This is a genomic window from Oceanobacillus neutriphilus (genome assembly GCF_014645515.1).
Classification (GTDB): Bacteria; Bacillota; Bacilli; order Bacillales; family Amphibacillaceae; genus Oceanobacillus; species Oceanobacillus neutriphilus.
In genome coordinates, this window is record NZ_BMLW01000004.1 from 334788 (window position 1) to 348675 (window position 13888).

The following is a 13888-nucleotide window of genomic DNA, read 5'->3' on the forward strand; positions in this document are numbered from 1 at the left end:
GAAGAGCAGCTTCCAAAATGCAGCTCTCCTCGCTTTTATTTTTTTAATATAAGCTTACCTTTATTTCATATAGCTTTTTTATCAAAAGTGAAGCAGAGTGAACGATCATATTTTGCTAATCATCCTCTATTAAATTATTCTGCTGCCCCTTCTTCCAGCAAGCTCTTTGCCTGCTCCGGATCTGCTTTCAGCTCCAATCCGGTATCCACCAATGAACTAAGGGTAGAAACAGCCGGTAATTTATTACCTTCATAGAAGGAGATAAATTCTTCCTGATTAATAGAATATAGTACTGCTTGGCGCAATGCTACATTATCAGCAAGCTCGCTATCTTCCAAATTAAAGCTCAGATAGGAAACACCGTTACTCTCGTTTTGCTGTAAGGTTAAACTATCATCCTCTTCCACTGTGTCATAACGATTCTCAGCCACACCATTCAGAATGTGAATCTCATTATTACGCAGTGCAGATAATGCACTCTCCGGATCCTGAATAAATTTCACGACTACTTCACTTATTTTAGGCTCATATTCAGATCCAGGCATATACCCGGGATTCTTCACAAAATCCGCTTCATAGTCATTTTTAGAAACCATAATGTACGGACCGCTTGCATAAAGCGTGTTTTCTTCATTACTATCTTCCAGTACAGTCCGCTGATCACCGTAGGCTACATCTTCATTAACATCATAGTCTTCTACATCAAACGTATTGATACTCTCCACCTGATCCTTTGATACAATACCAGCTGACTGATGCGCAAGATAGTTTAGTACCTGCGGGAACGGATTTGCTGTTGTAATTTTTACAACCTGATAGGTTCCTGCATCATTATCCGCTTCTGTTTTATCTGTTGTTAATGAATCAATCTCTGTATCTAGTCCTTCTTCTAACGCTTGTTTAATTGTATTTCCATCTACAGAAGAGGTGTCTTCTAATTCGGAAAGATCATCTACAATTTCAATTGTTTCCATACTTTCATGCAGACTGTAAGTACGATGATCCGGAACAGAATTTGGATCCTTTGCCCGTTCTAAACTGAATTGGACATCCTCTGCACCTACACGTTCACCTGTATCAGCTGCTGTATCACCATCTACCTCTGCAAAATTAATATCGTCACGGAGTAAGAAATAAAAATCCTGGCTGCCATCCGCAATCACATGATTTAAAGAAAGCGAACCATCAGAAACGACCTCATCATCATCCGTTAAATTGACTAACCGGACATACATGTTTGTATTTAACGTGTTAATAGAACCATCATTTCCTTTAATTGGGTCTAATGATGTTAAATCACTGATTGCCTGGTGAACAAGTAAAGGCTCACTATCACGTAAGGATGTATCATTATAATCTACATTCTCCCATACTGCCGCACGTGATTTTGGCAGGCGGACTGTTTCTTCATTAATGATATCGTGATTCACACCCTGTGCTTTTAATGAAATATAAAGCGGTGCAATATACGCCTGATCAAAAACAATTTGTTCCTCTAATTCTTTATAGGTTTCTTCATATTCGCCCGGCAATTCGGTACTTGCTTTATCTACAAGTTCATCTGCTTTTTCATCTGCAAATAACGAATTATCACCGTCTGAGGTGAACAGAGAACGGACAGCATAATCCGGGTTTCCGGTAACCGTTGTCCAGCTGTTAAGGGCGATATCATAATTTCCAGCATCGCGCTGTGTTGTAAAACTGCCGTAATCCGGCTGGATGTTTAATTCTACGTTAAAGCCTGTGTTTGTTAATTGATCACGTAGAATATTTACGTCATTTTCCTGTGTACTTGTTGCTAATATTTCGATGGTCGGCTGGTCTGTACCTCCACCACCGCCGCCTGAACCTTCTTCCTGAACATCAGATTCTGTACTTACACACCCTGCTAACAGTAAAGCAAGTACAAGCAGAAAAGAAAAACTCCATTTCTTCATTTTGTGTATTTCCCCCTATTTGTAAAATTAATTTATTTTTGGATCTAACGCATCCCGCAGGCCGTCGCCTAAAAAGTTAAAGGCTAAAACCAGCAAAATAATCGCTATCCCCGGAAAAATTGCTAAATATGGTTCGGTTTCTAAATAAGCACTCCCGATACGGAGGACATTCCCCCACTCTGGAACATGAGGCTCTACGCCAAGTCCCAAAAAGCTTAAACTGCTTGTTGCAATAACCGCCCCGCCGATTGTTAAGGTAGCTTTGACAATCATCGGAGCAAAAGCATTTGGAATAGCATGCTTCGTCAGAATCTTCCAATCCGATTCTCCCAATGCTTTGGCTGCTTCAATATATTCTAAATTCGATACCATTAAAATATTGGCCCGCATCGTTCTTGCATAAATCGGAATCGATCCAATGCTTAGAGCAATGATTAAATTGATCGTACTGGAACCAAATGCTGCGATAATGGCAATTGCTAATAAAATCCCGGGAATGGCATACAAAGCATCCATCACACGCATAATGACCTGATCGGTAGCTTTATAATAATAGCCTGCCAGTGCCCCTAGCAATCCGCCAATAATCATTGGAATAATCGTTGTCAATAAACCAATGACTAAGGAAATCCTTGCTCCGAAAATAATTCTGGAAAATACATCACGGCCGAAATTATCCGTTCCAAATGGATGCACAAAGCTTGGCCCCTGCAGCAGAGAGCTATAATCATTTGCTGTTGCAAAGCTTGTTACAAACGTACCAAAGCTGGTAATGGATATTGAAAAGGTAAAGATAACAAATAATAAACCAATCATTGCTGTAAAGCTTTTACCCAGTTTTATCCAGAAAAATCGCCATTTATCAATAACTGACTGGTCTTTCTTAGATATTTTTAACAGGATACTGTAAGCAAGAATTAAACGGAATATATTTCCTGTTAACGTGGCAATAAATAAAAATACAGCTAGCAGACGCAATGATTTTTTCTCTTCTAATGAAGCATCATCCTGCCGATAAAAGAAAATTACCAAGGCAATATCAATAATTAATAATGCCAGTAAAATACCCATAGATAACATAAAATGATTAGATACATAGGCTTTAAATAAATTCAACGATGTAACCGCAATAATAAGAAAATCTGTAATGAGCATATAATATGCAAATGTATATTCAATAGATGTGTTCTTCTTTAAAAGCCGAAAAGCAAATGTTGCTGTAAAAACATTTCCGCAGACTAACGACAGAACCTGTACTGCAGCCAGCATACGTGTACGATTCCTGATTTCTCCTGTTTTCAATAAATCTTTACGTAATAAAAGCACGATGAAAAGCTGATATAAGCTGTTTATCAAAAAGATAACGGTAAAAATGCTAAAAACAGAGTGAAATGTATTCGTGCTAAAATCATAGCTGTTGAACAGAAAAATCAACGTTAATACGATCGATATAACAAATGCAAAGTGACCGTGTTTATACAGGTCGGATCGCTTTAAAGACTGTAGATTAGCATAATTCATGTAAGCCTCTCACCCTCCTAACTATTCTTCATTTGCGAACGGATACGCGGATTCAGCATCGCATAAACAAGATCTACAATTAAATTAACAATCGAAATGGTAATAGCGATATAAACGACTCCCGCAAGAATTGCCGGTGTGTCAGGAATAAATTGTTTATCTACAATATAGCTTCCTAAACCGCTGATATTAAAAACTTTTTCCGTTACGGCTGCTCCGCCGAGCATCCCGCCAAACTGCAGCCCAATAACTGTCAAAATAGGAATCCAGGCATTTCTCAGCGCATGACCGATAAATGTCTCTCTTCCAGTTAACCCTTTTGCTTTTGCCGTAATCATATAATCCTCATTCATGACCTCCAGCATAGAGGAACGAGTCATTCTGGCTATCGCTGCAGCGAGCCCTGTTCCTAATACAACAATCGGCATAATCAGCGATAAAAAGTTCCCCGGTGAATAACTTGACGGCAGGAGATCTCCCTGAATCGAAAAGGTGAGAATAAAAATAAGACCTTGCCAAAAGCTCGGGATAGATAAGCCGATCAGAGCAATGAACATAAACGTATAATCCCAAAATGAATTAACACGTGCTGCCGAAATCATTCCTACCGGCACAGCGATAATAACTGCCAGAATAAGAGAAGAAATCGCTAAAGTAAGTGTCACTGGAAAACGGTTTGAAATACTATTCATAATCACTTCATTACCTGTATAAGAATGCCCTAAATCAAATGTCAGAATACCGCTTAAAGCATGCCATAACTGCACGAAATAAGACTGATCCAGGCCATACTGGATATTAAAAGCATCCCGCTGCGCCTGTGTAGCAGACTCACCCAATATATTGGCAGCCGCATCGGATGGCGAAATATACAGAATGGTAAATACAATCACGATAACAGAAATAATTACAAAGAACGTCATAACAACTCGTTCAAATACAAAACGCCTAAAGGCACCTTGATAAATAAAGTACATACTATAAGCTAAAATCCCCGGAATGAACGTAGGTATGAGGAAACGCTTATCCAGTAAAAGACCGTGGAAAAATTCCATATAATTCATCGGCTTTCTTGCCTCTGACCCAAGTTCATTTTCCACCATTGCTTCTGAACGCTTCCTGAGCTGCCGCTGAACAATTTTTTCTTTTTCTGTCTCTTTTATCGGGCGCCGGAAGTAAGCCTGCTTTTTATCATATTGTTTTTCATAATCGCTTTTTAAAGCTGCATATGCTTTTGATTTCATAAAATTATGCATTTTTTCCTTAAACAAAGCATCATATGTATTAGACTTTCTTTTACTGAAATAGATACAGAGAGCAATTATATGAATTGGAAACCCGATTAAAAATTGAATCCATCTCAGAAAGACCTGACGATGAACAATCAAAAAACCGCGGGATAACACATTCTCGGATATTGAATTTGACAATAGGTTTCTTACTCCCTTCTTTAAATCTTGATAATTCCTACCTTCTTAGTATAGAATATGCTTAATAGGAATTATAGAAAGGAATGATGTAATTGTCAAATTAATTTTACTGACTTTGAGTGCTCTTCCGGACAGATTTCATAGAGTAAGAGCTTACTAATTTTAAAGTCTTAAAATTAATTGTAATAACATTACATACTTCCTGTTATATATATGTATATATTCAGAGTCTTGTTTATTCACCCTGAAAAAAATTATTCACACATATTTTATCGAAATGGCAATTTTTCTTATATTTTTATCAGGCTAAATGTTCTGCTGCTCTGGTGTACAGGGATATATAATAAATCAAATATTTAATTAAATGGAGATATGATAATGAAAGACATATTAAGCGTTAAAAATTTATCTGTTCATTTTCAGACTACGGAGCAGAAGGTTCAGTCCGTTAATCAAATTTCTTTCTCCGTGAAAAAAGGAGAAACATTAGGTATTGTCGGCGAGTCCGGCTCCGGAAAAAGCGTTACCGCAAAAGCAATTATGCAATTACTTCCCGGCCAATCCGCGCACCTTCAAGCGGATACAATAGAATATGAAGGAAATAATCTGGCAAATTATTCTGATCATGCTATGCAGAAAATTCGCGGTCAGGAAATCAGTATGATATTTCAGGATCCAATGAGCTCCTTTAACCCGACAATGAAAATCGGTAAGCAAATTGATGAAGTAGTCAGCAAACACCGCAAGCTTTCTGCACATAAAGCAAAAGAAGAAACGATTGAAATGCTGAAGCTGGTCGGAATAACCTCACCCGAAGAACGGTATCATCAATATCCACATGAATTCTCAGGTGGTATGCTGCAGCGTGCCATGATTGCAATGGCCTTAATCTGCCGGCCGAAGCTATTAATTGCTGATGAACCGACAACGGCATTAGATGTGCGTATTCAGGCACAAATTCTGCAATTAATGAAAAATCTGCAGGAGAAATTTGATATGAGCATCATCTTGATTACGCATGATTTTGGGGTTGTTGCCGGTATGTGCGACCGGATTGTTGTCATGAAAGATGGAAAAATTGTTGAACAAAACGACACAGCATCCATTTTCACACAGCCCGAACACCCCTATACACAACGGCTGCTTCATGCCCTGCCACGGATTGATCAAAAAAAGGCGAGCAGATACACGAAATCATTTCAAGATACCGAGTCCTTAATTAACGTAAAGGATTTGAAAAAGATTTTCCCATTAAAATTAGGCGGACTTGTGCATGCAGTGGATGATATTGACTTCCACATCAGACCTGGTGAAACATTAGGATTAGTAGGAGAATCCGGCTCTGGAAAATCGACGACCGGACGCCTTATTCTGCAACTGCAGCAGGCAACAGAAGGAGAAATTCTTTTCGGAGGAATGGGAATCCATGATTTTAATCGCAAGGAACTCAAAAAGCTCCGCAGAGATGTTCAAATTATTTTCCAGGATCCGCAGGCCTCTTTAAACCCGAGAATGAAGATTCTTGATATTATTGGTCAGCCGCTGGACATTCATAAGCTATGTAAAACAAAATCAGAAAGAAGAGCCCGGGTCGAGGAATTATTAGAGCTGGTAGGCCTGACAAAGGAACACGCCAACAGGTATCCGCATGAATTCTCAGGAGGACAGCAGCAGCGTATTGGTATCGCCCGGGCGCTGGCTGTAAAACCGAAATTTATTGTTTGTGATGAACCGCTATCCGCTTTGGACGTTTCCATTCAATCACAGATTGTGGATTTATTAGAGGAATTGCAGGAAAAGCTTGGCCTAACCTATCTATTTATTGCACATGACCTGGCAATGGTAAAGCATATATGTGACCGGATTGCAGTCATGTATTCCGGCAAAATTATTGAGGTGGCAGAGAGTGAAGAGCTCTATGAAAATCCACTTCACCCATATACCAAATCACTGCTTGATGCTGTACCTATTCCAGATCCGGGGATTGAAGCGAAAAAGATCCGGGAGCATGATATTAAGACAGAAACCTATCATTTTGAAAAAAATCGGTTAGAGGAAGTAAGACCGGAGCATTGGATGCTTGTGTAAACACAGATAATACTCAATAGAAAATCTCCAGCTATTCATTTCAGAGTAGCTGGAGATTTTTTTGTTTTCATGAATTTATAAAGCCAGTGATGATTTTTTATGAAGTATTTTTTTATATCATTCAACTTTTTTAGAAAAATAGGTCTAAAAAGCATCAACAAAAAATAAAAATTACTATCACGGTACAAAACACCTCATGTTCCTGCCATATAAAATCATAAACAATCAAATGAAATCATACATTATACAAGGAGTGGATGGAGATTTTACCAGCAGAAAGATTAGAGTTATTACTGGAATTTATAGATGATAAGGGAACAGTAAACATCATCGATTTAACAAATCAATTTAATGTTTCCAAGCCAACTATTTTACGGGATTTAAAAGAGTTAGAGAAACAGAATCTTATTATCCGGGTTCATGGAGGAGCTAAAAGTAAAAAATTGAAAGGGACCCGATTTGAACCCCGCCATGTTATCAAAGAACAGGAAGCCATTCAGGAGAAAGAAGAAATTGCGGAATTGGCTTTCAAACATATCCAGCCTGGGGAAACCGTTCTTCTGGATTCCGGTACAACAACCTTGCTGCTTGCTAAAAAACTCGCATTACAATGCACTGAAAATATAACAGCCATTACAAATGACATTAAAAATGCCATGGTACTCAGTGAAAATGACCTCATAGACATCGTTGTTATCGGCGGGCAAAAGAGAAAGGGGGTGTATAGCTTAAATGGACCATTTGCAGAAGATATGCTGCGCCAGCTCAATGTAGATAAAGTATTTTTAGGAACGGATGCTATTGATGCGGATAAAGGATTAACCAATTCCAATATTGATGAAACCAACATAAAAAAAACAATGATAGAAATTGCCAATGAAATTATCTTATTGGCGGATGACAGGAAGTTCAACCAGGTAGCATTTTCATCCGTCGCCGGGATAGACACACTAGATAGAATTATAACGAATAAATCCTTATCCGATACGGAAATGAAAGATTACAAAAAAGCGGGGATCTCCATAGATACCCCGAAAGTAAAAAACTGAAAAGAAAGGAAGTTATTGATGACTTGGTTAAAAGAAGTTATTGGAACAGAAAAAGCAATTATCGCAATGTGTCACCTGCAACCCTTGCCCGGAGATCCATCCTATGACTATAAAAAAGGAATGGATTATGTCATAGAAGAGGCCCGTAAAGATTTAAAGGCATTACAGGATGGCGGTGTAGATGCAGTTATGTTTTCCAATGAATTCAGTCTTCCTTATTTAACAGAAGTAAAAACCGAAACAGTTTCTGCGATGGCCAGAGTAATCGGGGAGCTGATGAATGATATAAGAATACCTTATGGCGTTAACGTATTATGGGATGCAAAGCGATCACTTGATTTAGCTGCTGCCACCGGGGCTCAATTTGTCCGGGAAATATTTACCGGCGTGTATGCCAGCGACTTTGGATTATGGGATACAAACGTTGGCGAAACCGTCAGACACCAGTATCATCTGCATGCCCAGGATGTGAAGCTTCTGTTTAATATCTTGCCTGAAGCAGCAAAATATGTGGCTGATAGAGATATCAAAGATATTGCCAAGTCTACTGTATTTAATAATCGGCCCGATGCGCTTTGTGTTTCTGGATTAACTGCCGGAGAACAGACAGATTCTCAAATCTTGAAAAAAGTAAAGGAAACTGTGCCTGATTGCGTGATACTGGCAAATACCGGAGTACGTATTGAAAACTTGGAGCAGCAGCTGGCAATTGCGGATGGTGCAGTAGTTGGAACAGCATTCAAATATGATGGAAAATTTGAAAACAGGGTTGATCAGAAACGTGTAGAAGAATTTATGAATAAAGTAAAAGCCTTTCGCGAAACAGCTATTCAAGCTTAGCAATAGAGAATAACAAATCAATCTCAATTAAAGGAGAGGTCAATATATGAAAAAAGTAATCGTAGCATGTGGCGGTGGTATTGCAACTTCAACATTAATAGCGGATAAAGTCCGCCAGACACTGGATGAAGCAGGAATCGACTATCGGCTCACACAAACCACCTTATCTGAACTAGTTTATGAGAATAGTGATGCAGACTTAATCGTGACAAGCATGAAGGTAGAATCTGACTTCGGAGTTCCTGCCCTTTCAGGAGCCGGATTCTTAACGGGAATTAACGAGGAGGCTATTAAAGAGCAAATTATAAGCGCTTTATCCGACTAAAGCATAAAGGAGAGCTTAACATGCAAAGTGTTGTCGATTATATATTATCGTTAGGAGCAACCATTTTTGTCCCTATTGTTCTTTTTATAGTTGGTTTAGCATTCCGTTTAAGCATACTGAGGGCGATTAAAGCTGCTGTAACTGTCGGTGTTGGATTTTTAGGTCTTAACTTAGTTGTCAGCTTAATAGGTGATTACCTTTCACCATCTGTCCAGACCATGGTTGAGCGGTTTGGCTTAAATTTATCTGTTATTGATTTAGGATCAGGGACCTCTGCAGGTATTGCTTTTTCAACTACTGTAGGAGCTCTTATCATCCCGATTATTTTTGGCCTAAACGTTCTTCTATTAATCAGCAAGCTTACCAAAACAATGAATATTGATATTTTCAACTACTCCCATTATGCACTGACGGGATCTGTAGTTGCCCTTATTACCTCAAATTTATTTTATGGTATTATGGCTGCAATTTCTCACGCTATCTTCTCACTTATCGTTGCTGATTTAACAGCCAAAAAAGTTCAAAAGGTTATTGGCATTGAAGGGATATCCATCAGTCAAGGGTTTGCTACTTCCACTGTCCCCTTCTATGCTTTGATGGATAAGATATTCGATAAAATACCAGCTCTGAATAATAGGAAAATGGATACAAACTTTATTCAAAAGAAATTTGGTATGTTTGGTGATCCAGTGATTATCGGAGTTATCCTGGGTGTAATCATTGCTATATTAGCAGGCACAAGCTTTGTGGATGGCAGCCAGCTGGTCATTGTAATCACGGGTATTATGATCCTTTTCCCGCGTGTTATCCGGATTATTGTAGAAGGACTGATGCCCATTTCAGATGCTGCGAAAAAATTCTTTCAAACAAAATTTAAAGGCAAAGAATTTTTTATAGGATTAGACTCAGCAGTTACACTAGGCCATCCGACAACTATTACAGTAGGAATATTAATTATTCCTATTACGCTCGTCTTAGCTGCCATTCTGCCGGGCAATAAAGTGCTCCCTCTCGCAGATTTAGCCTTTGCCCCTTTCTTTATCTGTATGGCAACGATCATGCATAAGGGAGATGTTATCAGAACGCTTATCAGCTCTACAGTCAATATGGTATTAGTGCTTTATATAGCTACTTTCTTTTCTTCTTATTATACAGACTTAGCCAGCGCTGGAGGATTTATCGAATCCGCGGGGGGAACAGAAGTATCTGCATTATATATCGGGAATGTGTTTAACTTTATTATTACCATCTTAATGAGAATGGAAGTATTAGGATTTATTATCCTGGCACTATTTATTATCGTATTGTACTACTTCGTATTTAAAAAGATAAATAGAAAAGAAGAGCCTGAAAAGACATCCTAAAATCGTTATCTAAAAGCTCTACTGGAGGTTCTGGAATGAATCACAATAAAAACAGAAACAAATTAAAATTTGATAAAGATATGATTATGCTGAATATCTGTGCTAGTTCATCGGATGAATTATTGAAGGAATTAAGTCAACTATTCTATGACAAAGATTACGTGCATGATTCTTTTAAACAAGCAATCATAAAACGTGAAGAAAAATATCCGACCGGACTGAGGACGACTTCCGCAGGCGTCGCTATTCCACATGCAGATCCAGTCCATGTGAAGCAGGAAAGCTTAGCTGTAGGAATCTTAAAAGATGCAGTTACCTTTCATGAAATGACTTCAGGTGAACCTCTAAACGTGGAAATCGTTTTTATGTTAGGAATTACTGATTCGGGTCAGCATTTAATCATGCTGAAAGCACTTTCTGAAATATTGAGAGACAAAGAAAAATTAACGAGCATTCGAAATGCAGCTACAAAAGAGGAAGTCTTTCAATGTATCCTTCCTTATATAAATGAATTATTAGAATAAACAGGCAGGAGGCTTTGAATAAAGTTGAAAAAACGAATCCTGGCTCCGTCCATTTTAAACGCTGATTTTTTACATTTAAGCAGTGAAATTGATATCGCTGAAAAAGGCGGAGCGGAATTTTTACATTTGGATGTGATTGATGGTGTATTTGCGCCCAGTATTTCATTTGGTGCTAATATAATCTACTCGATAAGAACCTATACAAATCTGTTTTTGGATGTTCATTTAATGATTGAAAATCCAAGCCAATATATAGCTGATTTTGTCCGTGCCGGTGCAGACAGCATTACTGTTCATGCAGAGGGAGCCATTCATTTGCACAGGCTAATCAATCTAATAAAAGAGCATGGTATAAAAGCAGGCGTTGCTTTAAACCCTGCGACACCCATTTCTTTGATAGAACCTATCTTATCAGACATTGATATGGTACTCCTAATGACCGTAAATCCCGGTTTCGGAGGACAGCCCTTTATTAAAGAAGTTTTATCAAAGTTAACAATGCTGAGCCATTTAAAATCCAGCAGAGAATATTCTTTTGCTATCGAAGTCGATGGCGGAATTACCCCGCAAGAAGCATTATGGTGCTCTCAGCGGGGAGCAAATATCTTTGTTGTCGGATCGTATATCTATTATAAAGAAACCGAAACAAAAAAATTACAAGCAATGAAAAATATAAAAAAGTCTTTAGAAACAGGTGATTCAAAATGAATATGAACGAACATCTGAAGGCATTATCCATGATAAATGCTGTCAGTTCACAAGAAGATCCAGTCATTGATTATATGTATAATTATTTTTCTAAACAAATGGAGTACGTTGAAGTGGATACAATAGGCAACGTGATCGGATTCTTACCTTCTAACAATCCAAATAGCAAAAGAATAATGATTTTTGCCCATATGGATGAAGTAGGATTTATAGTAAGACATATTGATGAAAATGGTTTCTTATTTTTTGAACGAATCGGCGGCGCTAATGTGAATGTTCTTCCCGGTAATCAGCTTCAGGTACTCGGAGATAAAGGAACAGTCACCGGAGTTATTGGAACAAAGGCATATCATTTCTTAAAACCCGAAGAAAAAGGGAGATTTCCTGCACAAGATCAGCTATATATTGATATTGGCGCTGCCTCTAAAGAAGAGGCACATCAGAAAGGCGTACAGGTTGGAAGCACAATCTGCTTTCAGGCAAACTATCTTGAAAGAGAAAATGGATGGATAACAGGAAAAGCGATGGATAATCGGGTTGCCTGCACTATTTTATTAGAATTAGCAGAACAACTAAGTTCATCTCCAGCACCCTTAGAATGGGATATATATCTGGTTGCATGTGTTCAGGAGGAATTTAATATCAGAGGTGTCCTGCCGGCAGTAAGGAAGATAAAACCGCATGTCTCTATCGGTTTAGATGTAACACCAGCTTGTGATACACCCGAACTGACAAATTATTCTGATGTTGGCTTAGATAAAGGTCCCGCACTTACATTTCTTAATTATCATGGAAAAGGAACACTTGCCGGCGTGTTGCCAGATTCAAATTTAATACAATCTCTGATAAAGACCTGCCAAGTAAATAGAATTAACTACCAGAGAGAGGTAGCTGTAGGGGTCATCACAGAGAATGCTTATATTGTTTTCGAAGAAGCCGGCATCGCTACCGCAAACGTTTCCATCCCGACACGCTATACACATACACCGGTAGAAACAGTCAGCCTTCAGGACGTGAAACAAACCATTCACTTACTATATGAATTTTTGACAAGCTTAACAGAAGAAAGCACTTTTGGAAAAGCAAGGTAGGTTATAGATATGCAGATAAAGAACCATGATTATAAAGTTTGTTTTCTGGATATTGATGGCACACTGGTTGATAACAATAAGCAAATTTCTAATCAAACCAAGAAATCTCTGGATCAAATAAGAAATAAAGGCGTAGAAGTGATTATTGCTACCGGACGTCCTCCCTATCACTTTTTCAGCATTGCAGAGGAACTAATGATTAATTCATTTGTCAGTTTTAACGGTGCTTACTCTGTTTATAAAGGAGAAGTCGTTCATAAGCATGGAATGGATACATCTGCTCTGCAGGAACTCATTGAATATGCTGGTATGAAGCAACATCCATTAGTTTTTTCAAGTGAAAAGAAGTCTGTCAGTAATACACTTAATCATCATGAAATTATCCAGACCTTTAAAGACTTGCATTTGAATTATAAACCAGAATATAATCCTGATTATTGGAAGAAATCACTCCTGTTCCAGGCTATGGTATATTGCAAAGATGAAGAAGAAATCGATTATATTCAAAAATTTCCTGAGTTATCTTTTGTCAGATGGCATGAAATTGCCATTGATGTCATGCCTCAATCCATTTCAAAAGCATATGGCATTAAAGAAATGCTTCAGTTTTTAAATGTTGCTCCTGAAGAAGCTATCGCTTTTGGAGATGGACTGAATGATAAGGAAATGCTGGATTTTGTAGGTGTAGGAATTGCGATGGAAAATGCACATGAGGACCTCTATCCTTATGCAGATATCATTACAAAATCAAATGAAAATGATGGAATTACACATGGTTTGAAGCTGTTAAATCTGCTATAGGTGGTATATATAATAATCCCTGTCAACGATGCTGACTCGGATTATTTTTTCTGCTTTTATAATTGCTTGTTTCAAAGATTTATATTGAAGTCTGGAAATTACTTTTTCCAGTTACTATTGTTATAACTTTTCAGTCAAGTCGTTCACTAAACACATTACATCTGTGAATATCATTTCCAATTACACTTCCAATAAAAGATATCATTCATT

12 protein-coding genes are annotated in these 13888 nt (G+C 38.1%); 9 read left to right on the forward strand and 3 right to left on the reverse strand.

The features are described from left to right. Positions 1 to 134 precede the first annotated feature (134 nt). Genes IEX29_RS08850 through IEX29_RS08860 form a run of 3 tightly spaced genes read right to left on the reverse strand, consistent with a single transcriptional unit; the run spans position 135 to position 4888 of the window. Entirely contained in the window at positions 135 to 1937 is a 1803-nt protein-coding gene (locus tag IEX29_RS08850; RefSeq protein ID WP_188734098.1) for an ABC transporter substrate-binding protein, read from the reverse strand. 27 nt (positions 1938 to 1964) lie between these two features. Beyond that, positions 1965 to 3458 (reverse strand): ABC transporter permease, encoded by a 1494-nt coding sequence (locus IEX29_RS08855; RefSeq protein ID WP_188734099.1) that lies wholly within the window; start codon positions 3456 to 3458, stop codon positions 1965 to 1967. 17 nt (positions 3459 to 3475) lie between these two features. Continuing rightward, complete coding sequence (locus tag IEX29_RS08860; RefSeq protein ID WP_229720146.1) at positions 3476 to 4888, reverse strand: ABC transporter permease; 1413 nt, start codon at positions 4886 to 4888, stop codon at positions 3476 to 3478. A 378-nt stretch (positions 4889 to 5266) separates the two neighbouring features. On the opposite strand from IEX29_RS08860, the gene IEX29_RS08865 reads away from it, so the two are divergent. The 9 genes from IEX29_RS08865 (at position 5267) to IEX29_RS08905 (ending at position 13678) form a co-directional block, all read left to right on the forward strand. Beyond that, complete coding sequence (locus tag IEX29_RS08865; protein ID WP_188734100.1) at positions 5267 to 6976, forward strand: ABC transporter ATP-binding protein; 1710 nt, start codon at positions 5267 to 5269, stop codon at positions 6974 to 6976. A 257-nt stretch (positions 6977 to 7233) separates the two neighbouring features. After that, positions 7234 to 8025 carry a DeoR/GlpR family DNA-binding transcription regulator gene (locus IEX29_RS08870; RefSeq protein WP_188734101.1) on the forward strand — a complete coding sequence of 264 codons (792 nt, stop codon included), beginning with the start codon at positions 7234 to 7236 and terminating at the stop codon, positions 8023 to 8025. 18 nt (positions 8026 to 8043) lie between these two features. Further along, the gene (locus IEX29_RS08875) at positions 8044 to 8865 is read left to right on the forward strand and encodes a BtpA/SgcQ family protein (RefSeq protein ID WP_188734102.1); all 822 of its coding nucleotides are present in this window, start codon (positions 8044 to 8046) and stop codon (positions 8863 to 8865) included. Between the two features lie 46 nt (positions 8866 to 8911). Then, positions 8912 to 9190 carry a PTS sugar transporter subunit IIB gene (locus IEX29_RS08880; RefSeq protein ID WP_188734103.1) on the forward strand — a complete coding sequence of 93 codons (279 nt, stop codon included), beginning with the start codon at positions 8912 to 8914 and terminating at the stop codon, positions 9188 to 9190. Between the two features lie 20 nt (positions 9191 to 9210). Beyond that, entirely contained in the window at positions 9211 to 10554 is a 1344-nt protein-coding gene (locus IEX29_RS08885) for a PTS galactitol transporter subunit IIC (RefSeq protein ID WP_188734104.1), read from the forward strand. A 35-nt stretch (positions 10555 to 10589) separates the two neighbouring features. After that, complete coding sequence (locus tag IEX29_RS08890) at positions 10590 to 11078, forward strand: PTS sugar transporter subunit IIA (protein WP_188734105.1); 489 nt, start codon at positions 10590 to 10592, stop codon at positions 11076 to 11078. Positions 11079 to 11102: 24 nt separating this feature from the next. Beyond that, complete coding sequence (rpe, locus tag IEX29_RS08895; protein ID WP_188734106.1) at positions 11103 to 11786, forward strand: ribulose-phosphate 3-epimerase; 684 nt, start codon at positions 11103 to 11105, stop codon at positions 11784 to 11786. Beyond that, positions 11783 to 12877: a M42 family metallopeptidase gene (locus tag IEX29_RS08900; RefSeq protein WP_188734107.1), complete on the forward strand. Its 1095-nt coding sequence runs from the start codon at positions 11783 to 11785 to the stop codon at positions 12875 to 12877. Before rpe ends, IEX29_RS08900 begins: the two co-directional genes overlap by 4 nt. A gap of 9 nt (positions 12878 to 12886) precedes the next feature. Beyond that, positions 12887 to 13678: a Cof-type HAD-IIB family hydrolase gene (locus IEX29_RS08905; RefSeq protein WP_188734108.1), complete on the forward strand. Its 792-nt coding sequence runs from the start codon at positions 12887 to 12889 to the stop codon at positions 13676 to 13678. Positions 13679 to 13888: the final 210 nt, after the last annotated feature.

Excerpts from the sequence above, each read along its gene's own strand:
- IEX29_RS08850 (WP_188734098.1), bottom strand. The coding sequence starts at position 1,937 with ATGAAGAAATGGAGTTTTTCTTTTCTGCTTGTACTTGCTTTACTGTTA.
- IEX29_RS08855 (WP_188734099.1), bottom strand. The coding sequence starts at position 3,458 with ATGAATTATGCTAATCTACAGTCTTTAAAGCGATCCGACCTGTATAAA.
- IEX29_RS08865 (WP_188734100.1), top strand. The coding sequence starts at position 5,267 with ATGAAAGACATATTAAGCGTTAAAAATTTATCTGTTCATTTTCAGACT.
- IEX29_RS08870 (WP_188734101.1), top strand. The coding sequence starts at position 7,234 with ATGGAGATTTTACCAGCAGAAAGATTAGAGTTATTACTGGAATTTATA.
- IEX29_RS08875 (WP_188734102.1), top strand. The coding sequence starts at position 8,044 with ATGACTTGGTTAAAAGAAGTTATTGGAACAGAAAAAGCAATTATCGCA.
- IEX29_RS08880 (WP_188734103.1), top strand. The coding sequence starts at position 8,912 with ATGAAAAAAGTAATCGTAGCATGTGGCGGTGGTATTGCAACTTCAACA.
- IEX29_RS08885 (WP_188734104.1), top strand. The coding sequence starts at position 9,211 with ATGCAAAGTGTTGTCGATTATATATTATCGTTAGGAGCAACCATTTTT.
- IEX29_RS08890 (WP_188734105.1), top strand. The coding sequence starts at position 10,590 with ATGAATCACAATAAAAACAGAAACAAATTAAAATTTGATAAAGATATG.
- IEX29_RS08900 (WP_188734107.1), top strand. The coding sequence starts at position 11,783 with ATGAATATGAACGAACATCTGAAGGCATTATCCATGATAAATGCTGTC.
- IEX29_RS08905 (WP_188734108.1), top strand. The coding sequence starts at position 12,887 with ATGCAGATAAAGAACCATGATTATAAAGTTTGTTTTCTGGATATTGAT.